20 protein-coding genes are annotated in these 19,773 nt (G+C 66.5%); 13 read left to right on the forward strand and 7 right to left on the reverse strand.

From position 1 onward, the window contains the following. The first annotated feature begins 41 nt into the window (after positions 1–41). Genes AB0876_RS01610 through AB0876_RS01630 form a run of 5 tightly spaced genes read left to right on the forward strand, consistent with a single transcriptional unit; the run spans position 42 to position 4,043 of the window. Entirely contained in the window at positions 42–794 is a 753-nt protein-coding gene (locus AB0876_RS01610) for an SDR family oxidoreductase (RefSeq protein ID WP_019344176.1), read from the forward strand. Next, positions 791–1,636, forward strand: a complete 846-nt coding sequence (locus AB0876_RS01615; protein ID WP_491837292.1) for an NAD(P)-dependent oxidoreductase — start codon at positions 791–793, stop codon at positions 1,634–1,636. Before AB0876_RS01610 ends, AB0876_RS01615 begins: the two co-directional genes overlap by 4 nt. Positions 1,637–1,646: 10 nt before the next feature. After that, the gene (locus tag AB0876_RS01620; protein WP_491837293.1) at positions 1,647–2,090 is read left to right on the forward strand and encodes a carboxymuconolactone decarboxylase family protein; all 444 of its coding nucleotides are present in this window, start codon (positions 1,647–1,649) and stop codon (positions 2,088–2,090) included. Beyond that, positions 2,080–3,306: a hypothetical protein gene (locus AB0876_RS01625; RefSeq protein ID WP_526041001.1), complete on the forward strand. Its 1,227-nt coding sequence runs from the start codon at positions 2,080–2,082 to the stop codon at positions 3,304–3,306. The genes AB0876_RS01620 and AB0876_RS01625 overlap by 11 nt, the downstream gene beginning before the upstream one ends. Positions 3,307–3,359: 53 nt before the next feature. Further along, the gene (locus tag AB0876_RS01630; protein WP_526041002.1) at positions 3,360–4,043 is read left to right on the forward strand and encodes a DUF5642 family protein; all 684 of its coding nucleotides are present in this window, start codon (positions 3,360–3,362) and stop codon (positions 4,041–4,043) included. A gap of 8 nt (positions 4,044–4,051) precedes the next feature. Here the strand turns inward: AB0876_RS01630 and AB0876_RS01635 are convergent, their stop codons facing one another. Beyond that, positions 4,052–5,071 (reverse strand): WXG100 family type VII secretion target, encoded by a 1,020-nt coding sequence (locus AB0876_RS01635; RefSeq protein WP_526041003.1) that lies wholly within the window; start codon positions 5,069–5,071, stop codon positions 4,052–4,054. A gap of 187 nt (positions 5,072–5,258) precedes the next feature. Here AB0876_RS01635 and AB0876_RS01640 point away from each other — a divergent pair, with 187 nt between their 5' ends. Then, positions 5,259–5,954 (forward strand): M15 family metallopeptidase, encoded by a 696-nt coding sequence (locus AB0876_RS01640; protein WP_526041004.1) that lies wholly within the window; start codon positions 5,259–5,261, stop codon positions 5,952–5,954. A gap of 14 nt (positions 5,955–5,968) precedes the next feature. Here the strand turns inward: AB0876_RS01640 and AB0876_RS01645 are convergent, their stop codons facing one another. Then, the gene (locus AB0876_RS01645) at positions 5,969–6,598 is read right to left on the reverse strand and encodes a TetR/AcrR family transcriptional regulator (RefSeq protein ID WP_526041005.1); all 630 of its coding nucleotides are present in this window, start codon (positions 6,596–6,598) and stop codon (positions 5,969–5,971) included. A 38-nt stretch (positions 6,599–6,636) separates the two neighbouring features. Then, a complete protein-coding gene (locus AB0876_RS01650) occupies positions 6,637–7,863 on the reverse strand; it encodes a cytochrome P450 (RefSeq protein WP_526041457.1) in 1,227 nt (408 codons plus the stop codon). A gap of 108 nt (positions 7,864–7,971) precedes the next feature. Between AB0876_RS01650 and purD the strand changes: the two genes are divergently transcribed. Beyond that, complete coding sequence (purD, locus tag AB0876_RS01655) at positions 7,972–9,240, forward strand: phosphoribosylamine--glycine ligase (RefSeq protein ID WP_526041006.1); 1,269 nt, start codon at positions 7,972–7,974, stop codon at positions 9,238–9,240. Between the two features lie 3 nt (positions 9,241–9,243). Here the strand turns inward: purD and AB0876_RS01660 are convergent, their stop codons facing one another. Next, a complete protein-coding gene (locus tag AB0876_RS01660; protein WP_526041458.1) occupies positions 9,244–10,077 on the reverse strand; it encodes an alpha/beta hydrolase in 834 nt (277 codons plus the stop codon). Positions 10,078–10,203: 126 nt separating this feature from the next. On the opposite strand from AB0876_RS01660, the gene AB0876_RS01665 reads away from it, so the two are divergent. Both AB0876_RS01665 and AB0876_RS01670 read left to right on the forward strand, forming a co-directional pair. Next, positions 10,204–10,833 carry a TetR/AcrR family transcriptional regulator gene (locus tag AB0876_RS01665; protein ID WP_491837303.1) on the forward strand — a complete coding sequence of 210 codons (630 nt, stop codon included), beginning with the start codon at positions 10,204–10,206 and terminating at the stop codon, positions 10,831–10,833. A 17-nt stretch (positions 10,834–10,850) separates the two neighbouring features. Next, positions 10,851–12,305, forward strand: coding sequence for an amino acid permease (locus AB0876_RS01670; protein WP_526041007.1), 1,455 nt, complete (start codon positions 10,851–10,853; stop codon positions 12,303–12,305). On the opposite strand, the gene relZ is transcribed toward AB0876_RS01670, so the two are convergent. Further along, positions 12,302–14,026: a bifunctional ribonuclease/(p)ppGpp synthase gene (relZ, locus tag AB0876_RS01675; RefSeq protein ID WP_491837305.1), complete on the reverse strand. Its 1,725-nt coding sequence runs from the start codon at positions 14,024–14,026 to the stop codon at positions 12,302–12,304. The genes AB0876_RS01670 and relZ overlap by 4 nt on opposite strands. A 50-nt stretch (positions 14,027–14,076) precedes the next feature. On the opposite strand from relZ, the gene purB reads away from it, so the two are divergent. From purB to AB0876_RS01695, 4 genes are read left to right on the forward strand one after another with little or no spacing between them, the layout of a single operon-like run. After that, positions 14,077–15,495 carry an adenylosuccinate lyase gene (purB, locus tag AB0876_RS01680; RefSeq protein ID WP_526041008.1) on the forward strand — a complete coding sequence of 473 codons (1,419 nt, stop codon included), beginning with the start codon at positions 14,077–14,079 and terminating at the stop codon, positions 15,493–15,495. Beyond that, the gene (locus AB0876_RS01685; RefSeq protein ID WP_526041009.1) at positions 15,492–16,703 is read left to right on the forward strand and encodes a cytochrome P450; all 1,212 of its coding nucleotides are present in this window, start codon (positions 15,492–15,494) and stop codon (positions 16,701–16,703) included. Before purB ends, AB0876_RS01685 begins: the two co-directional genes overlap by 4 nt. Further along, entirely contained in the window at positions 16,700–17,614 is a 915-nt protein-coding gene (locus AB0876_RS01690) for a tellurite resistance/C4-dicarboxylate transporter family protein (protein WP_526041010.1), read from the forward strand. The genes AB0876_RS01685 and AB0876_RS01690 overlap by 4 nt, the downstream gene beginning before the upstream one ends. Continuing rightward, positions 17,595–18,182, forward strand: a complete 588-nt coding sequence (locus tag AB0876_RS01695; RefSeq protein WP_135358707.1) for a DUF1707 SHOCT-like domain-containing protein — start codon at positions 17,595–17,597, stop codon at positions 18,180–18,182. Before AB0876_RS01690 ends, AB0876_RS01695 begins: the two co-directional genes overlap by 20 nt. Here AB0876_RS01695 and AB0876_RS01700 read toward each other — a convergent pair. Both AB0876_RS01700 and AB0876_RS01705 read right to left on the reverse strand, forming a co-directional pair. Further along, positions 18,127–19,026 carry a PDDEXK-like endonuclease domain-containing protein gene (locus tag AB0876_RS01700; protein WP_526041011.1) on the reverse strand — a complete coding sequence of 300 codons (900 nt, stop codon included), beginning with the start codon at positions 19,024–19,026 and terminating at the stop codon, positions 18,127–18,129. The genes AB0876_RS01695 and AB0876_RS01700 overlap by 56 nt on opposite strands. A 103-nt stretch (positions 19,027–19,129) precedes the next feature. Next, a complete protein-coding gene (locus AB0876_RS01705) occupies positions 19,130–19,753 on the reverse strand; it encodes a hypothetical protein (RefSeq protein WP_526041012.1) in 624 nt (207 codons plus the stop codon). Positions 19,754–19,773: the final 20 nt, after the last annotated feature.

Below are 19,773 nucleotides of genomic sequence, written 5' to 3' on the forward strand. Positions count from 1 at the left end.
CCGTGCATTAACTGGCCATTCGGCGGGAAAGGAACAGCAATATGGGACAGTTCGACAACAAGGTGGCGATCGTCACCGGGGCCGGTGGCGGAATCGGCCAGGCCTATGCCGAGGCGCTGGCACGTGAGGGCGCGGCGGTCGTGGTCGCCGACATCAACACCGAAGGTGCACAGAAGGTCGCCGACGGCATCAAGGGTGAGGGCGGCAACGCCCTGGCGGTGCGAGTCGACGTCTCCGACATCGACTCGGCCAAGGATATGGCCGCGCAGACGCTTTCGGAGTTCGGCGGCATCGACTACCTGGTCAACAACGCCGCGATCTTCGGTGGCATGAAGCTCGACTTCCTGCTCACCGTCGACTGGGACTACTACAAGAAGTTCATGAGCGTGAACCTCGACGGTGCGCTGGTGTGCACCCGCGCGGTGTACCGCAAGATGGCCAAGCGGGGCGGCGGCGCGATCGTCAACCAGTCCTCGACCGCGGCGTGGCTGTACGCCAACTACTACGGCCTGGCCAAGGTCGGCATCAACGGCCTGACCCAGCAGCTCTCGCGCGAGCTCGGCGGGCAGAACATCCGCATCAACGCGATCGCGCCCGGCCCGATCGACACCGAAGCGAACCGCACCACCACGCCCAAGGAGATGGTGGACGACATCGTCAAGGGAATCCCGTTGTCCCGCATGGGCCAGCCGGAGGACCTGGTCGGTATGTGCCTGTTCCTGCTGAGCGATCAGGCCAAGTGGATCACCGGTCAGATCTTCAATGTCGACGGCGGACAGATCATCCGGTCATGACGCTCAAGTACGGATACATCGGCCTGGGCAACATGGGTGCCCCGATGGCCAAGCGGCTGGCCGAGTGGCCGGGCGGGTTCGTCGTGTACGACGTGCGGGCCGAGTCCATGGCGCCTTTCGAGGAGCTCGGGGCGACACTGGCGAACGACGTGGCCGATGTCGCCCAGGCTGACATCATCAGCATCACGGTGCTCAACGACGAACAGGTGCGTTCGGTGATCGCGGACCTGGCCCCGAAGGTCAAGCCGGACACCGTGATCGTGATCCACTCGACGATCAGCGATACCACCGCGGCCGAGCTCGCCGAGCAGTACAAGCCGCAGGGTATCTACATCGTCGACGCCCCGGTCAGCGGTGGCGGAGCGGCCGCCGAGAAGGGTGAGCTGGCCATCATGGTCGGCGCCGAGCGGCCCGTCTACGAACGGATCAAGCCTGCACTCAAGCAGTTCGGCTCGATGGTGATCCACGCCGGCGAACCCGGCGCCGGCACCCGGATGAAGCTGGCCCGCAACATGCTGACCTTCACCTCCTATGCCGCGGCATGTGAGGCGATGAAGCTGGCCGAGGCGGCCGGACTGGACCTCGGCGCGCTGGGCCGCGTCGTGCGCCATACCGATGCGTTGACCAGTGGGCCCGGCGCCATCATCGTTCGCGAGAACATGGCCGAGCTGACCCCGGATCATTGGCTCTACGACGCCTTCACCCATACCCGTGGACTGGGCGAGAAGGACCTGAGCCTGGCTCTCGGGTTGGGTGAGGTTGTGGGAGTGGATCTTCCGTTGGCCCAGGTGGCCTTGCAGCGGCTCGCTGAGGGCCTTGGCGTACCGCACGAGAACGACTAGGAGAACTTCGATGGACGAGTTGCGCGCCAAGGGCCTGGCCAAGATGAACGAGGTCTACGGCTGGGAGATGCCGAACATCGAGGGAGACCCGTACTTCGATCTCACCGTCGATCACCTGTTCGGCACCATCTGGAGCAAGCCCGGACTGTCGATGCGCGAGAAGCGGCTGATGACGTTGTCGGCGGTGACGGCGGTGGGTTCGCAGGAGCTCGCTGAGATCCAGGTCAATGCCGCGCTGCTCAACGGCGAGTTCACCGAGGAAGAGCTCAAGGACGTCGCGATCTTCCTCACCCAGTACCTCGGCTTCCCGCTCGGCTCCGGTCTCAACGGGACGGTGTCCAAGGTTGTGGCCAAGCGCCGCAAGGCCGCCGAGAAGGGGCTGGCCGAGGATCGGAAGGCGAACGTCAACGCCGCAGTCAAGATGAACACCGGGAGCGAGCTCGATGACAAGTAGGTATGCCTCGCTGACCCACGACGAGCTGGTCAAGCTGGTACCAGAGCTGCTGCTCATGGGACAGATGATCGACCGTTCCGGGATGGCCTGGTGCATCAGCAACTTCGGCCGCGAAGAGATGCTGCAGATCGCGATCGAGGAGTGGGCCGGGTCCAGCCCGATCTACACCAGGCGGATGCAGAAGGCGCTCAAGTACCAGGGCGTCGATATCATCACCATCTTCAAGGGGCTGCAACTCGACATCGGCGCTCCGCCGCAGTTCATGGATTTCCGCTACACGGTTCATGATCGCTGGCACGGCGAGTTCCACCTCGACCACTGCGGCGCGCTGCTCGACGTGGAGCCGATGGGCGAGGAATACGTGCGCGGCATGTGTCACGACATCGAGGACCCGACCTTCGACGCCACCGCGCTGGCCACCAACCGCAAGTGCCAGGTGCGTCCGATTCACCGGCCGCCCCGGACACCTGCCGACCGACAGCCACACTGCGCCTGGACGGTCATCATCGACGAGTCCTACCCCGAGGTCGACGACATCCCCGCACTCGAGGTGATCGGTCGGACCCGTGCAGCCCAAACGGTTCTGGCCCCGATCGACCCTTCCGATGAGGGTGCGGCCGACTACTCGGGCCCGCTGCTGTCGGACTTCGATTTCGCGGCCTTCTCGCATTCCGCACTGGTCCGGATGGCCGACGAGGTGTGCCTGCAGATGCACCTGCTGAACCTGTCGTTCATCCTCGCGGTGGGTGCCCGAGCCGGCGCCGACACCGCGTTGGCCACGGACATCTGCACCAAGCAGCTCATCGGGGTCGCGGGTGTCGGTGCCGAGCGCATCCACCGGGCGCTGGGTCTGCCCGGTGGCATCGAGGGTGCGGTGCGCGTGCTGGAACTGCATCCTTTGTTCAACCCGGCCGCCTATGTCGACGCCGAGTTCGGTCCCGACACGGTGTCCGTGCGTCGGTCACCGGCGCACGAGGACGGTTCGTGGGTGGCACTGGTTTCGCCGGCCGAGACCCGGCCCCTGCAGGCCATCGTCGCCGCCGTCGACCCGCACCTCTCCGTCGAGGTGATCGGGTCGGATGCGGAGTGGACCGCGCGGGTGATCGAAACCGAGACTGCGGCAAAGGAATTCGGTGAGGTCGCGGTGGTGAAATTCAGCGGCGGCGCCGAGTTCGTATTCGAGCCGAGGAAGTCACTGCCGTTGACTGTGGTGTGATACGCACGCATTTGCCGTATGTGCGAGCTGAGCTCCGGGCTTAGGCTGGGGCAATGCTGAGAGCGTGTGGGCACGGATTGGTGAGTGTGTTGGTGGTCCTGGCTGCGTCGTTGGCCGGCTGCTCGCCCACAGACACCTCGCCGTCCGGTTCATCAGTCGAGACCGCCAGCGCCTCACCGCATCCGGTCGACCTGGCACGGCTGGCCGATTTGAAGGACGACTTTCCGCCCGGGCTCACGCCCAAAATGTCCGAGCAGAGCAAGGTGGATGCCAAGTGGGCCCACCTGGTTGGCGATACCGTGTCCTTCGGCGAGCCGTTCACCGTAGACCCACCGGGGTGTCGAGCGCTACTCAAACCGGTCGAAGCCGGTGCCGATGCCGACAAAGCGGGCATCGGCGCGGGTGGTCCGCAGCCGCCGCTACTCGGTGTCGGTGTGACCACTCCGGTCTCGGTCCCGGCTCCCATCCCGTCGACGGATTGCGACCGGATGACGTTTGAGGTGGAAGGTGCGATTCCCGATGGGACGGTCGAGCGACTCCCTGCACCGACCATCGATCGTGCGACCACCTACGGTCTGAAGGTCACCTACGATGACGTGGCTTTCGAGTATTTCTACATCGCGATTCTGGATGACCGCACCTATGTGGTGGTGCGGGCGCGGATGGCTCCAGATTTCCAACCGGAGCCCTTGCTTCCGGACCTGCTGACCAAGGCCGTCACTGCAATCCGCGGGTAGTCAGGCGTTTACCTGGCAGGGCCCAAGCGCGGGTCGGGTATCCAGGCGCCCCCGTTCGGCACGAGTTCGGTGTATCCGAACTTGCCGTAGGTGCTCTCGTCGCCGGATACGTACGGCGGTCGGTAATCGATCTTGGCGAGGTCGACCGGCGCCGCCGGCGGGTCGGTCGGCCACATCGGGCCTCCCGGGGTCGGCACCCAGGCACCTGAACCAGGTACCAGTTCGGTGTATCCGGACGGGCCGTACGTTTCGGGCTTGCCGTCGACATACGGCGGTTTGTACACGATGTCGTTGTAATCCAATGGTGCTTGAACGGGTGTGGGCTGGTAGTGCGGACTCGTGGGATCGGGCACCCACGTGCCTGAATTCGGTACGAGCTCGCGGTACCCCCGCGGGCCGAACGTTTCCGGATTTCCCGGATCGTACGGCGGCAGCTGCCTGATGTCGCTGAGGTCGAACGTCGTCGCGGGCAACGAGTCCGGCTTCTTCTCGTCGTCGCTGAGCTGCGTTGTTTCGGGTTCGGCTTTGTCCTTGCCCTCGTCACTGATCGTGTCATATTCGCGGCCGATGCCACGAATTCGCTCACCGATCGTGCTCATTTGATCGTTGGACTGTTTGATGACATCGCTGATCTGGCCGATGCCCTTGCTAGCGAGGATCATCCGCATTGTCTCGGCGGACTTGCCGGGCGGGATTGACTCCGCCATGCTCGACACCCACCTCTGGGTTTGTTCGAGGTTCTGCCGACCGGCTGTGACCACCCCGGCCGCCCGATTGACTTCGGTAGCCATCCGCTGGTCCAGGTCCGCGAGCTTGCCGTAGACGGCGGCATGCTCGGCGTTCTTGGCGGCGTAAGCCTGGGAGGCGGTGCCCTGCCAGCGGCCGTCGGGTGCTGCTGACTCGATCGTGGACTGCATCTGACGGAGCTGGCTGCCGTCGCCGAATTCGGAGCCGTCCTGCGGCGTGCCGGCGCCGAATGTTTCCCGGGCTTGCGACCACGTCGAGTTGAACGCGTCCATGGCGCCCATGCACTTGCCTCCTCATCGCCCGCGCTCAGTTTAGAACCGACGGACACCGTCGAGTGCCCCCATTCTTCACCGCCCCCGGCTGAGTCGAGGCATTCAGTCTAAGTCCCGGCAAACGTCTGCCCTGGCGCCAATTTCCCGCCGCTGAGATCACGACGGATGGCCGCTTCCGCGATCTAGAGTCGGCGGGGTGGGCGTAGTGAGAGTCCGCGCATGTGCCCTGGTGGTGGCACTGTTCACGGGGTGCACGGTGGCGTGTGCCGGTGGTGCGCCGGATTCGGTCACCGCGCCGAGGACCCCCACCTCCGCGCCGCACAGTTCGGTGGCGCAGCAGCCCGCCCGGGTGCAGCCGGTGGACGAGGCCGCGTTGGGTGCGAGTTGGCGGCCTGGATGCCCGGTGCCGCCGGCCGACCTTCGCCGAATCACTTTGTCGTATATCGGTTTTGACGGGCGATCACACCGGGGTGAGCTGGTGGTGCACCGCGACGTGGTGAGCGACGTGATCGAGATTTTCGGGGAGCTGTATACGGCGCGATTCCCGGTCGAGAAGATGCGCACGGTGGATCACTATCCGCGTGCCGACGATGAGCTGTCCATGCAGGACGACAACACCTCGGCGTTCAATTGCCGGCCGTTGCCGAGTGGGGCGTGGTCGTTGCACGCCTACGGCCGTGCGGTCGACGTCAACCCCCTGATCAACCCGTACATCTCAGCCTCCGGCGACCTGCAACCGGTCACCGCACGGGCGTACCTGGACCGCGCCCGCAGCGATCAGGGGATGATCCGCGACGGTGACGTCGTGGTGCGGACCTTCGCCGAACGTGGCTGGCGGTGGGGTGGGCACTGGCATGATCCGATCGACTACCAGCATTTCGAACGACGATGACGTGCTGAACCCGGTTAAAGCCCGGCGGCTGGCCGTTCGGGCGCCAATTTGCCGGCCACCACAGCCGAGCCGACCCACCGGCGCAGGTAGCTGCGCAGCGCCTCGCCGGTGCGCGGAGGACGCCCAGGGTCGATGACAAAGGACTGGATGATCCGCAGGAGATGCTCGGCGAGCTCATCGAGCTCGGCGTCGGTGTATCCGAGGCCGGCCCAGTCGACGTCGAACTTGCGCAGCAGCGCGCGGGCAAAGTCGACCGCGACATCCGAGGTCACCGACTCGGTGTGCACGTCCGCGCGACCGGGAGCGACCAGCAAACCGATGCGCTTGTCCTTGGGGAGCCAGTCGAGCGCAATGGCGATACCTTCGGCGACTGCCTCCACCGGGTCGGTGACTCCCTGCACGTGGGCGGCCACCCGGTCCAGGAAATCGCTGGCCGCATGCACCGCAGACGCCACCAGTAGGGCGTCGGTGCTCGGGAAATAGCGGTACACGGTCTGGCGGGTGACGCCGAGGGTACGTGCCACGTCGGCGATGGAGAAGTCGGCGCCCCGCTCGTCGATGGCGTTGCCGGCAGCGACGAGGATGCGGGCAATCGCCTCCTCGTCGCTGGCCGGCGCCGAGCCGGACCACCCGTGCGTTCGCATGGGCGAATCCTAGAACAACCGCCGGGTCAACCGGCCGATCAGCCGCGGTAGGAGACCGGAAGATCCTTGATGCCGTTGATCCATCCGGACCGCAGGCGTTGCGGCTCGCCCAGTTTGGTGATGTCGGGAATCTGGTCGGCGATCTGGTTGAACATCAGGTTGATCTCCATCCGCGCCAGGTTGGCGCCGATGCAGAAGTGTGCGCCGTTGCCGCCGAAGGCCAGGTGCGGGTTGGGGTTGCGCAGGATGTTGAAGTCGAAGGGCTTGTCGAAGACCTCTTCGTCGTAGTTGGCCGAACTGTAGAACAGCCCGGCGCGCTGACCGGCCTTCACGGTGACGTCGCCGATCTGGATGTCGGCCAGCGCCGTCCGCTGGAAACAGTGCACCGGGGTGGCCCAGCGAATGATCTCGTCGACCGCGGTCTTTGGCCGTTCGCGTTTGAAAAGCTCCCACTGGTCCGGGTTTTCGAGGAACGCGTTCATGCCGTGCGTCATGGCGTTGCGGGTGGTCTCGTTGCCGGCGACGGCCAGCAGGATCACGAAGAAGGCGAACTCCACCTCGGTGATCGCTTCTCCGTCGATATCGGCCTGCACCAGGCGCGTCACGATGTCGTCGGCCGGGCACTGGCGTCGCTGCTCGGCCATGTTGTAGGCGTAGCCCATCAGCTCGGCATTGGCCATCGTCGGATCGGCGTCGAAATCGGGGTCGTCGGTGTTGATGATCGCGTTGGACCAGTTGAACACCTTCTGCCGGTCTTCCTCGGGTACGCCGATGAGGTCGGCGATGGCCAGCAGGGGCAGACCGACCGCGATGTCGTCGACGAAATTGCCGGTGTCCTTCTCGGCGGCCTTGGCCACGATGTCGTGGGCCGCCACGGCCAGTTTCTCCTCCAGCGCCGCCACCGAACGCGGGGTGAACAGCCGCGACACCAGTTTGCGTAGCCGGGTGTGCTCGGGCGCGTCGTGGTTGATCAGCAGGGCCTTGGTCAGGTCGAGTTGTTCGGCGGTGACGCTGTCCGGCAGCCGCATGACGGCCCCCTTGGCGTTGGTGGACCACAGGTCGCCGCCGTTGCGGGAGATGGTCTTGATGTCCTCGTGGCGGGTGATCACCCAGTATCCGCCGTCGTTGAAGATCGATTCGCCCTGCTCGTTCCACCACACCGGGGCGGTCTGGCGCAGTTGGGCGAACTCCTCGACTGGAATTCCGCGGAGCAGGACGTCGGGATCGGTGAAGTCATACCCCGCACCGAACGGGCAGGCACTCATGGTGGTCAAGGCGGGTCATCTCCTGGTGTGACGGCGAGCACGTTCTGATGTCGACCATACACTGTGGCGTTAAGTGTATGCCCGCACCTTTGCGGCTACGCTACGACCGTGCGCGTCCTCGTTATCGGATCCGGAGCCCGTGAACACGCCCTGCTGCTGGCCCTGCGCCGCGATCCGCAGGTGGAGGAGTTGGCGGTGGCCCCCGGCAACGCCGGCACCCAGTCCATCGCCGATCAGTACGACGTCGACATCACCTCCGGCGAGGCCGTGGTGAAGCTGGCCCAGCGCCTCGACAGCGACCTGGTGGTCATCGGCCCCGAGGTGCCGTTGGTGCTCGGCGTGGCCGACGCTGTCCGCGCTGCCGGGATCGCCTGTTTCGGTGCGAGCAAGGACGCCGCCCGCATCGAGGGCTCCAAAGCGTTCGCCAAGGACGTCATGGCCGCGGCGGGGGTGCGGACCGCGAACAGCGAGATCGTCGACAACCCGGCCCACCTCGACGCCGCGCTGGACCGTTTCGGGCCGCCCGCCGGCCAGGCCGCCTGGGTGGTCAAGGACGACGGACTGGCCGCCGGTAAGGGCGTGGTGGTGAGCGCGGATCGCGACGCCGCCCGGGCGCATGCCGCCAGCCTGCTCGATTCGGGACACCCAGTGCTGCTGGAGTCCTTCCTCGACGGCCCCGAGGTGTCACTGTTCTGCGTTGTCGACGGCGCCACCGTCGTGCCGTTGCTGCCCGCGCAGGACTTCAAGCGGGTCGGCGACGGAGACACCGGGCCCAACACCGGTGGCATGGGCGCCTATGCGCCGCTGCCGTGGCTTTCGGACTCGGTCAAAGCGCAGATCGTCGACGACGTCGTCAAACCTGTTGCGGCAGAACTGGTTGCCCGGGGCAGCTCGTTCTCGGGCCTGCTCTACGCCGGTTTGGCGATCACCTCGAACGGTCCTTCGGTGGTGGAATTCAACTGCCGCTTCGGTGATCCGGAGACGCAATCGGTTCTGGCTCTGCTGGATTCGCCGTTGGGGCAGCTGCTGAACGCCGCGGCCACCGGTGAGCTCGCCTCCTTCGCCGACCTGCAGTGGCGCGACGGCTACGCCGTGACCATCGTGGTGGCGGCCGAGAACTATCCGGGCCGTCCGCGCGTCGGCGACGTCATCCAGGGGTCGGAAGCCGACGGCGTGCTGCATGCGGGCACCGCGCGCCGCGAGGACGGCGCGGTGGTGTCCTCGGGCGGCCGGGTGCTTTCGGTGGTCGGTACCGGAGGGGACCTGCCCGCCGCACGCGAAGCGGCATACGCGCTCGCCAAGTCGATCCGGTTGCCAGGCAGTCACTTCCGCAGCGATATCGGTCTGGCTGCCGCCGAGGGGCGGATCAGCGTCTAGGGGTCAGGCGACCAGCAGCGGTGCCATCCACGAGATCTCGGCGGGCAGCTGCGAACTCCAGAAGCTGCCGTCGTGCCCACCGGGGGAGAACCCACCGGCCGGCGGATTGGGCAGTTCGGAGATGAATTGCTTGGTGGCCGAATAGAACGGATCGCTGTTGCCGCAATCGATCCGGACCGGAATCGATCCCAGCGCGGGCAGGCCCCAGACAGTGTTGGCCGCGTAATCCGCCGCGCTGTCGAAAGCTCCGGGCGCTGCGGCACCCGACGACGTCCACAGCGCGGGGCTGACGGCACAGATCGCGGCGGTCCGGGCCGGCCCCAGCCGGGAACCCAGCAGCAGCGCGCCGTAGCCACCCATCGACCAGCCCAGGAACCCCACCCGTGAGGTGTCCAGACCCTGGTCGCCGAGCATCGGAATGAGTTCATCGAGCACCATGGCGCCCGAGTCCTCACCGGATGCGCGCTTGTGCCAGTAACTTCCACCACCGTCGACGGCGACCACAGCGAAGGGCGGCAATCCTGCGGCCACGGCCTCGGCCAGGCCCTGCTCGACTCCGCCGGCCATCACACCGGCCGCATCCTGGCCTTTGCCATGCAGGGCGATCACCGGCCGGAGTTTGCCGGTCTGGCCCGGCGGGCGCGCGATCGCCCAGTTGGTTTTCGCCCCACCACGTGCGGCCGACGTGAACGAGCCGCTCGTCATCGTGGGGGCTACGACAGGGCTGGCCACCGAACCCGGGGCGGAGGCGAGGGCGAGGGCACCGGCGGCGCCGGCGGCTGCACCGACGCCGAGGCGCAAGACTGCGCGACGACTCAAGTTGGGCATGCGGGCCATCTTGCCATCGCGCGCCAAAGGCATCAGCCAGTGGCATTCTCGCGGGGTGGCCGACGTGTCAGCAAAACCTGAGTAAAGGCTGATGATTGACCGAAAGCCCCATGTGGAAGGGGTCCGGCTGGCACGATGCTAAAGGTGACGGCAGCGGTCACCCCTAAAGGGGAGCGTCGGCGGTACGCCCTCGTCAGGGCGGCCGCTGAATTGCTCTGTGAGGGCGGCTTCGATGCCGTCCGGCACCGCGCCGTGGCCCGTCGGGCGGGCCTCCCGTTGGCTTCGACGACGTACTACTTCTCCTCACTCGACGACCTCATCGCGAAAGCGGTCGAGTACATCGGCACCCAGGAAACTGAACATCTCAGTGCCGGTGTGGCGGCACTTTCGCGGCGGCGTCGCGGTGCCGAATCGACCGCCGACGTCCTCGTCGATTTGTTGCTCGGGGAGTCTCTGGAACGGCGTGGTACCGAGGAGTTGATCTCGCGCTACGAGCGCTACATCGCCTGCGCCCGGCAGCCCGGACTGCGTGATATCCAACGGCGCATCCTGCAGCAGCGCACCGACGCCGTCGTCGAGGTGGTGGAACGCTCGGGCCGCTCGGTGCGGGCCGAACTGGTCACCGCCCTGGTGTGCGCCGTCGACGGAGCTGTGGTTGCATCGTTGGTCGACGAAGGGGAGGGGCCCCGAGCCAGCGCCAGGGCCACGTTGATCGATGTCATCGACGTATTGGCGCCCGTCGATGAACGGGCGGTGCGCGTCTGACCGGTGAAGGAGGGGGAATGTCGCAACCCGCAACCGCGGCGCAACCACAGCTCAAGCGGGTGATGGGACCCGGCCTGCTACTGCTGTTCGTCGTCGGTGACATCCTCGGCACCGGTGTCTACGCGCTCACCGGGCAGGTCGCCAAGGAGGTCGGCGGCGCAGCCTGGCTTCCCTTCCTCTCGGCGTTCCTGATCGCCACCATCACCGCATTCAGCTACCTCGAGCTGGTCACCAAGTATCCGCAGGCTGCCGGTGCAGCGCTCTACGCGCACAAGGCTTTTGGCATCCACTTTGTGACGTTCCTGGTGGCGTTCATCGTGATGTGTTCCGGAATCACCTCGGCCTCAACGGCTTCGCGCTTCTTTGCGATCAGCTTCTTCGACGCGATAGAGGTCAACTTCGGGCAGTTCTATACCGACAACGTCGCCCACCTGAAGGTGATCGGTGTCATCCTCCTTGCGCTGCTGTTCATGGCGCTGATCGCCGCAGTCAACCTGCGGGGGGTCAGTGAGAGCGTCAAGCTCAACGTGATCCTGACGTTCATCGAGATCACCGGCCTGGTGCTCGTGATCGCGGTGGGGCTCTGGGCGATTGTCAGCGGCGTGGACGTCGACTTCTCCCGCGTCGTCGCATTCGATACCTCGGGGGAGAAGAACGCCTTCATCGCAGTCACCGCCGCGACGTCACTGGCCTTCTTCGCCATGGTCGGATTCGAGGACTCGGTCAACATGGCCGAGGAGACGAAGGATCCGGTGCGGATCTTCCCGAAGGTCTTGCTGACCGGGTTGGGTATCGCCGGGCTCGTCTACGTCGTCGTGGCCGTCATCGCGGTCGCGCTGGTGCCGGTCGGAACGCTCGCCGAGTCGGACTCGTCCCCGCTGGTGAAGGTCATGGAAGCCGCCGCACCCGGGCTCCCGTTCTCGAACATCTTGCCCGTCATCTCGATGTTCGCGGTCTCGAACACCGCATTGATCAACATGCTGATGGCCAGCCGGCTGATCTACGGCATGGCGCGCCAGCACGTATTGCCGCCGATGCTCGGCGTGGTGCACCCGAAGCGCCATACACCGTGGGTGGCAATCATTTTCACCACGCTCATCGCGTTCGGCCTGATCTTCTACGTCTCGGCGTTCGCGAGCGGGGACACCGTCGCGATCCTCGGCGGAACCACCTCGTTGCTGCTGCTCGCGGTCTTCTCGGTGGTCAATGTCGCGGTCCTGGTGCTGCGCCGCGATGTGAAGAAAGGCGGCGGGCATTTCAGGACACCGACGGTGCTGCCCGTCATCGGTTTCATCGCGTCGTTGTACCTGGTGCTGCCGACGTCGGGGCGGCCGGCCGTGCAGTACGTGCTGGCGCTCGCACTGGTCGCCACCGGCGTGGTGCTGTTCATGATCACCAAGATGATCAACCGCCAACTGGGTATCACCGGGCCCGGCATCACCGACCCGACCCATCTGGCCGACGCGCCCTAGGAGTCGGTGCGCAGCTTCGCAATCCGGTTCTGCAGCAACGCGACCCGGTGGGCGTTGCCGTCCAGCCCGATGTAGCGGTCGTCGAATACCGCCAACAAGGCGTCGTCGAGGCGGCGCACCGCGCCGGGCGGATACCGGTAGTCCATGAGCCGGTTGATCTCGTCGGTGTCCACCGAATCCAGAAGGCCGGTAAGTGCTTCCAACGTGGTGATACCCAGCTCGAGCAGCAGCCCCGAGATCCAGGCGTAGTGGTCGGTTCGCGACCAGCCGGCGTCGGCGAAGCGATTGCCCAGATAGGTGGCGAGCACCGGAGTAGGGATACGGGAATCCCTGGAAAACCCCGAAGTCTCGGCCTCCTCCTCTTCGGACATGGTCAGCCGCAGGCGTTCCCGGATCTCGGTGAACTCACGGTCGGCGAGTTCCAGAAGCCCGGCGGCCAACGTGAACCGACGGTCCAGCTCACTCACGTGCTCGGCCGGTATCGAACCCTTGTACCGCACATCGTGTTCGAACTCGGCCCAGGCATGCTGCAGGACGGTACGGACCTGGATGGACGCCGGATACTGTTCGCCCTCGACCCCGAACAGCAGATGCCGGCTCGCATACCCCCACCGGCCCTGCCGGGCGGTCTGCAGGCCCATGTCCTGGTCGTCGAGCAGCCGCATCTCCTCGGCCAGCAGATTGGCCACCGCGTCGACATCCTCACGCAGATAGGTGATGACGCGCAGGCCCACCTGATCGGTGATCTCCACCAACGGGTCGCTGTACAGCGGTGTGCCGTCGCCGGCGCGGCGGTTGGCTTTCGCGGCGAACGAATCGATGCTCTTGGTGCGGGCCGTGATGCTCAGGTAGTTGATGCCCGCCTCGTCGAGCAGCCCGGTGACCAGCTTGAGGTATTGCTCGGTGGCGGCCACCAGGTCCGGGCGCCGGGACGCGTACTCGGCCACCGCCGTCGACGGGGCGGTCTCGCGTACCGGTGCCGGCCGCGGCCGGGGGAGCCGATCAGCGGGCAGGGACGGGGTGACGATGTACCCCGAGGCGAAGTCGCCGTAGATCGTCACATCCTCCGGCCGGTCGTACCAGTACAGCGCGATGTAGGCGCAGAGCATCGCGTCGACGGGATCCTCGTCCCGGTCGAGCTGGCCCGGCCGGGTCGCCGCCTCGATCCGCCGCCGCAGCTCCACCCAGTTGACATTGCGATTGGCACGCAGCCTGGGCGTCGCCGTATCGAGTTCCTCGATGTACGTCATCAACCTGAGCAGCTCCCGCTGCCGGTCGCCGAAGGCACCGCGCTTGTACTTCAAGGTTTTGTCGAGTCCGAACAGCACCACGCTCGCCGGATGCGGATACACCTCGATGGCGCGCCGATTCGACTGCGACGACGGATCCATGTCGAGGCCAAGGGCCGTGGCGATACGCGCGCCGCGCGGATGCTTGAACTCGGGCCGCTCGGTGAACGCCGGGCGCGCGCCGGCGTCGAACCGCTGGAAGTCCCGGTTGAGATCCCGCTCGCACGGCCGGTGGCCCGTCGGGTTGTTGACGATGAGCGGCGCATCGATGGCAACCAGGCAGTCACCACTGATGTAGGGCTCGATCGCCGCGCCTATGTCGTCGTCGTCCTGTGCCACCCCGACGTGAAGGACCCGGCCACTGGAGTCGATGACAGCGACCCCCGTCTGATTCTTCTCGCCCCACGCGAGGTCGAGCCCGACGAAGTACATCCGTCCACTGTCTCATTGGTGGTCCGGCCCGGGCCGTAAGCTGTGTGTTCGTGACGATCCCGAATGTTCTGGCCAACCGCTACGCCAGCGACGAAATGGTCGCGATCTGGTCGCCGGAGGCCAAGATCGTCGCCGAACGCCGACTGTGGCTCGCCGTGCTGCGTGCGCAGGCCGAGCTGGGTGTCGCGGTGCCCGACGGCGTGGTCGACGACTACGAGCGGGTCCTGGAGAACGTCGACCTCGCCTCGATCGCGGCCCGCGAGCGGGTCACCCGCCACGACGTCAAGGCGCGCATCGAGGAGTTCAACGCGCTGGCCGGCCACGAGCACGTGCACAAGGGTATGACCAGCCGCGACCTCACCGAGAACGTCGAACAGCTGCAGATCCGTCGCTCCCTGGAGCTGGTGTTCGCCCACGGCGTCGCGGTGGTGGCCCGGTTGGCCGAGCGCTCCGTCGTCTACCGCGACGTGGTCATGGCGGGTCGATCGCACAATGTGGCGGCCCAGGCCACCACGCTGGGTAAGCGGTTCGCCTCGGCAGCCGAAGAAAGTTTGGTGGCCCTTCAGCGTTTGCGCGAGCTGATCGACCGCTACCCGCTGCGCGGCATCAAGGGGCCGATGGGCACTGCCCAGGACATGCTCGACCTGTTCGACGGGGACACCGAGAAACTGGCTGAACTGGAACGCCGGGTCGCCCAGTTCTTGGGATTCACAGACGTTTTCACCAGCGTCGGGCAGGTCTACCCGCGCTCGCTGGACCATGACGTGCTCTCGGCGCTGGTGCAGGTGGGCGCGGGTCCGTCGTCGCTGGCGCACACCATCCGGCTGATGGCCGGCCACGAACTGGTCACCGAGGGCTTCGCGCCCGGGCAGGTCGGCTCCTCGGCCATGCCGCACAAGATGAACACCCGGTCGTGTGAGCGGGTCAACGGCCTGCAGGTGGTGCTGCGCGGCTATGCCTCGATGGCCGCCGAGTTGGCCGGTGCGCAGTGGAACGAGGGCGACGTGTTCTGCTCGGTGGTGCGTCGCGTCGCGCTGCCCGACGGGTTCTTCGCCGTCGACGGGCAGACCGAGACGTTCCTGACCGTGCTCGACGAGTTCGGCGCTTACCCGGCGGTGATCCAGCGCGAGCTGGACCGGTATCTGCCGTTCCTGGCCACCACGCGCATCCTGATCGCCGCGGTGCGGGCCGGGGTGGGCCGCGAGACCGCCCACGAGGTGATCAAGGAACACGCCGTCGCCGTCGCTTTGGCCATGCGTGAGCAGGGGCAGGAGCCCGACCTGCTCGACCGCCTGGCCGCCGACCCGCGGCTGCCGCTGGACCGGGCGGCCCTGGAGGCCGCGCTGGCCGACAAGCAGGCCTTCACCGGAGCCGCCGGTGCCCAGGTCGACGGGGTCGTCTCAGCCGTCGATGAACTGGTCAGCCGCTACCCGGAGGCCGCCAAGTACACCTCGGGTGCCATCTTGTGACGTTGGCGGCCGACCTCACCGACCTGGACAACTTCGCTGCCGGTTTTCCGCACGAGTTGTTCGCCGCGCACCGCCGCGAAGCGCCGGTGTACTGGCACGAGCCGACCGAGCACACCCCGGACGGCGAGGGCTTCTGGTCGGTGGCCACCCACGCCGAAACCCTTGCGGTACTGCGGGACGCCGAGACCTATTCCTCGGTGACCGGCGGCTCCCGGCCCTACGGCGGCACGCTGCTGCAGGACCTGGCCATTGCGGGCCAGGTGCTCAACATGATGGACGACCCGCGGCATGCCGAGATCCGGCGACTGGTCAGCTCCGGGCTGACCCCGCGGATGATCCGGCGGGTCGAAGACGACCTGAGGGCGCGAACCCGCCGGCTGCTCGACGAGATCTCCCCGGGGGAGCCGTTCGACTTCCTGGTCGACGTCGCCGCCGAGCTGCCGATGCAGATGATCTGCATCCTGCTGGGAGTGCCTGAATCCGAACGGCATTGGCTGTTCCACGCGATCGAGCCCCAGTTCGACTTCGGTGGTTCCCGTTCGGCGGCCATGCCGCAGATGTCGGCCGAAGAGGCCGGATCGCGGATGTACACCTACGGCTCCGAGTTGATCGCGGCGAAGCGGGCCGAGCCCACCGACGACATGCTGTCGGTGGTGGCCAACGCCACGGATGCTTCTTTGTCTGATTTGGAGCTGTACCTGTTCTTCAGCCTGCTGTTCAGCGCGGGCGCCGAGACCACCCGCAACTCGGTGGCCGGCGGCCTGCTGGCGCTGATCGAAAACCCTTCGCAGATGGCCTTGTTGCGGGACGATCTGGGTGAACTGCCGACGGCAATCGAAGAGATGGTGCGCTGGTCCTCGCCGTCACCGTCCAAGCGCCGCACCGCAACCCGGGCGGTGACCCTGGGCGGCTGTGACATCGAGCCCGGGCAGAAGGTGCAGGTGTGGGAAGGGTCGGCAAACCGGGATTCGCTGGTGTTCTCGCAGCCGGACGTTTTCGACATCACCCGTAAACCCAATCCGCACTTGGGTTTCGGCTACGGCATCCACTACTGCCTGGGCGCCAATCTGGCGCGGCTGGAGTTGCGGGTGTTGTTCGAGGAGCTGCTCACCCGGTTCTCGTCGGCTCGCCTGGTGAAGCCCGTCGAATGGACCCGCAGCAACCGTCATACCGGTATCCGACACCTGGTGGTGGAGCTCGGGGCGTGAAACCCGAGTCGTTCGCCGCCGTCATGGCGACCGGCATCGTGTCGATCTCCGCGGTGCAGCACGGCTACGGCGTCATCAGCTGGCCGCTGGCGGTGCTCGCGGCGCTCGGGCTGCCGGTCCTGATGTATCTCGCCGTCCTGCGTTGGCGGTCCCTCGATCTGCAGAGTATCGACGCTGTGGTCGGCTTGTTCACGTATGTGGCGGCGTGTGCGGTGCTGGCCGCCCGGTTCGCCGCGTATGGGCCCGCGCTGTGGATCCTGGGAGCGATGGGTCTTGCCGGCTGGCTGGCGCTGACCCCGATGCTGCTGGTCCAGATGCGGCGGCTGGGACCGACCGGCCTGCGGGATAGTGCCCGTGGCACCTGGGAGCTGGCCAGCGTCGGGACGTCCGGGCTTTCGCTCATCTTCGTCGCTGAGGGAATCATGTTCTGGGGGTTCATCTTCTGGGGTATCGCCCTGTGTCTGTACGGCGTGATGACCTTGCTCATCGCGTGGCGGGCACTCGGTGAGCCCGAGGTTCGGCGCAATGTCCCACCCGATCACTGGATTCTGATGGGTGGCCTGGCAATCGCAACGCTGGCCGGCGAACACATCTATGGTGCGTTGCACCCCAGCCCGATCGCCGATGCGGTGCGCGTCCTCACCATCGCGACCTTTGTTGTTGCCACCGTGCAGATCGTGCCCCTGGCGATCACGAGCTGGCGCCAGATGCTCGACTGGCCCGCGGTGTTCCCATTGGGCATGTACTCGGTGGCCGCATTCGGCTTGGCCCTCGAAACCGGTTGGAATGCACTGGCTGTCGTGTCGCAGGTGTTCTTCTGGATCGCATTCGTGGCGTGGCTGGCAGTGGTCGTCGTGGTGGTCGGGCGCGTCGTTCGCCTAATCTCGGGGCATGGACTCAGGCCAGAATGACCACCTGCGAGTCTCAGACGCCGAGCGCGCGAAGGTGGGACAACTGCTCGAACGCGCGGTAGCCGAAGGCATGATCACGCTCGACGAGTTCAGCGAGCGCTACGACGCCGCCCTGGCCGCCCGGACCCGCGGCGAGCTGAATGCAGTTTTGGCCGACCTGCCGGTGGGGCGGCCGGCCATACAGACCCCGGGCGCGGCACCCGAGGAGCTGCGCGGCTGGATGTCCTCGGTCGTGCGGCGTGGACAGTGGACGGTGCCACCCGCCCTGCACATGACCACCAGGCTGTGCAGCACCACCTTGGACTTCACGTCGGCCGTGCTGAACGGGCCGGTCGTGGACATCGTCCTCGACGATTACTGCAGCTCGACAGAGCTCATCGTGCCTGCGTCGGCCACCGCCGACCTCAACGGCGTCAACGCCATCGCCGGCAGCGCCACCGTCAAGGTGCGCACCAGCCCACCGTCGGACCAGCTGCACCTCGTCGTGCGCGGCCGGGTGCGGATGGGTTCTGTCACCGTGCGGCACCCGTTCGGAAGCTGGCTGCGGCGCTTGAGCGGCACTGGATAGCGAACCTGATCTCGGCGATCACCCGCTGCGGGTACTCGGTCAGGTCCAGCCAGGTGAATCGCAGCACCTGCCAACTCAACAGCGCTATTTCGTTCTGCTTGACCCGGTCTTTCTGGAAGTCCTCCTGATCGCTGTGGAATGCCCAGCCGTCGGTTTCGATCGCGAGCTTGGCGGAGGGAAAGGCCACGTCGATCACGTAGCGACCCAGCCGGTAGTTGGCCTTCCAGCTGGTGATACCGGCTTCTCTGAGGAGCTTGATCAGCAGGCGTTCGGCTGCCGAGCGGGCGCCGTCGGCCGCGGCGACGAGCAGGATGCGGGCGGCGGGCGAACCGTGTCTACCCTTGTTTCGTAGATGCGCCCGCCACAGATCGTGCAGGTTGGTGTGGCGCTGCAACGCACTGTCCATGAGCTTGGCGCCGCCACCTCGCCGGGCCGCGGCTTCCACGACTGTCAGGGGTAGCGCCGTCACCCGCAAACCGCGGCGCTCCACGATGTCGTGCGGATCGAGATCGCGCCGGCGAATGCGGACGGCGTGCCTCCGCCGGAAATTGCTGACCTTGGGGACAGTGACCTCGATGGTTTCAGGCGAATACTTCGTGACCCCGTGCCACCACGCCGCGGCGAGCCCGCTGGCTGTGGCGCTGGGGCCAAGCGACCACACCGCCGCGCGGGTTCGTGCGGCATCGGTGAACGGTCGATCGTCAGCGAAGTAGACGCCGCGTGAGCAGCGCAGCCAGCGTCCGGACCTCACTCGCCGGTTCACTGCGTCTTGGCTCAGCCCAGCCTGCTTGGCCTGGGCAAGGGTGATCACCCCGTCGTGATCACGCAGAAAGTCTTCAAGCACGCAGTTTGGACGGAGACCCCCGCCAAACGGTTCCCCACCCAGTGATTTGTGCACCGCGACCGGCGGTGGGCGCCGCTGGAGGTGCACAAATCGCTGGGGGATACTACTCGATGCGGCGCAGGCGCATGCCGGCGGAACGCAGCTCGAGGGCGGCCAGGCCGCGAATGGCCCGCTGATCTTGACTGCGCCACGCGCCGACGGGGTCGTCGGACACCGCGGTCAGCTTGGCCAGCGGCCGGTTGGCCAGGGCCCGCAGCGCCAGCAGCTGTTCGCCGGCGCTCGTCGAGGCCAGGGTGATCGCGGTCCACTTGCGCCGGAAGAACCGCACCCGTAGGAACAACCACGGCATGGCGACGAACAGGATCGGCGCGGCGGCCACTGCCAGGGCCAGCACCCAGGCCAGCCAGCTCGCGGTGCTGTCCAGGTTGTGGCCGGCGCCGGCGATGTCGAGGGCGGCCTCGCTGGCGGCGCGCAACGGCTTGCTCAGGGTGTCGCCGACCAGCGGAACGTGGTCGGTGCTGTCGCCGGCCGAGCCCAGGTTGTCGGCGACCCCGTTGGCGCCGCTCTCGACCTGCCTGCCGACCTCGGCGATGGTCGCCACCGCCGAATGCACGGCCATCCCGACCAATATCCACACCGCGGTCCACGTGATGACGGCCACGTCGCTGAACAACTGGGCCAACAAGCGGCCAGGTCTGCTGGCATAGGGCAGGTACCGCGATCTCATGAGACCGATCCCAACACATA

The organism is Mycobacterium sp. NPDC049093 (assembly GCF_040704635.1).
Lineage (GTDB): Bacteria > Actinomycetota > Actinomycetes > Mycobacteriales > Mycobacteriaceae > Mycobacterium.

Coding starts and splice junctions, on each gene's coding strand:
- AB0876_RS01660 (WP_526041458.1), bottom strand. CDS start 10,077: ATGGCCCGCATGCCCAACTTGAGTCGTCGCGCAGTCTTGCGCCTCGGC.
- AB0876_RS01615 (WP_491837292.1), top strand. CDS start 791: ATGACGCTCAAGTACGGATACATCGGCCTGGGCAACATGGGTGCCCCG.
- AB0876_RS01695 (WP_135358707.1), top strand. CDS start 17,595: ATGGACTCAGGCCAGAATGACCACCTGCGAGTCTCAGACGCCGAGCGC.
- relZ (WP_491837305.1), bottom strand. CDS start 14,026: ATGTACTTCGTCGGGCTCGACCTCGCGTGGGGCGAGAAGAATCAGACG.
- AB0876_RS01630 (WP_526041002.1), top strand. CDS start 3,360: ATGCTGAGAGCGTGTGGGCACGGATTGGTGAGTGTGTTGGTGGTCCTG.
- AB0876_RS01670 (WP_526041007.1), top strand. CDS start 10,851: ATGTCGCAACCCGCAACCGCGGCGCAACCACAGCTCAAGCGGGTGATG.
- AB0876_RS01650 (WP_526041457.1), bottom strand. CDS start 7,863: ATGAGTGCCTGCCCGTTCGGTGCGGGGTATGACTTCACCGATCCCGAC.
- AB0876_RS01635 (WP_526041003.1), bottom strand. CDS start 5,071: ATGGGCGCCATGGACGCGTTCAACTCGACGTGGTCGCAAGCCCGGGAA.
- AB0876_RS01620 (WP_491837293.1), top strand. CDS start 1,647: ATGGACGAGTTGCGCGCCAAGGGCCTGGCCAAGATGAACGAGGTCTAC.
- AB0876_RS01625 (WP_526041001.1), top strand. CDS start 2,080: ATGACAAGTAGGTATGCCTCGCTGACCCACGACGAGCTGGTCAAGCTG.
- AB0876_RS01645 (WP_526041005.1), bottom strand. CDS start 6,598: ATGCGAACGCACGGGTGGTCCGGCTCGGCGCCGGCCAGCGACGAGGAG.
- AB0876_RS01610 (WP_019344176.1), top strand. CDS start 42: ATGGGACAGTTCGACAACAAGGTGGCGATCGTCACCGGGGCCGGTGGC.
- AB0876_RS01665 (WP_491837303.1), top strand. CDS start 10,204: ATGCTAAAGGTGACGGCAGCGGTCACCCCTAAAGGGGAGCGTCGGCGG.
- AB0876_RS01705 (WP_526041012.1), bottom strand. CDS start 19,753: ATGAGATCGCGGTACCTGCCCTATGCCAGCAGACCTGGCCGCTTGTTG.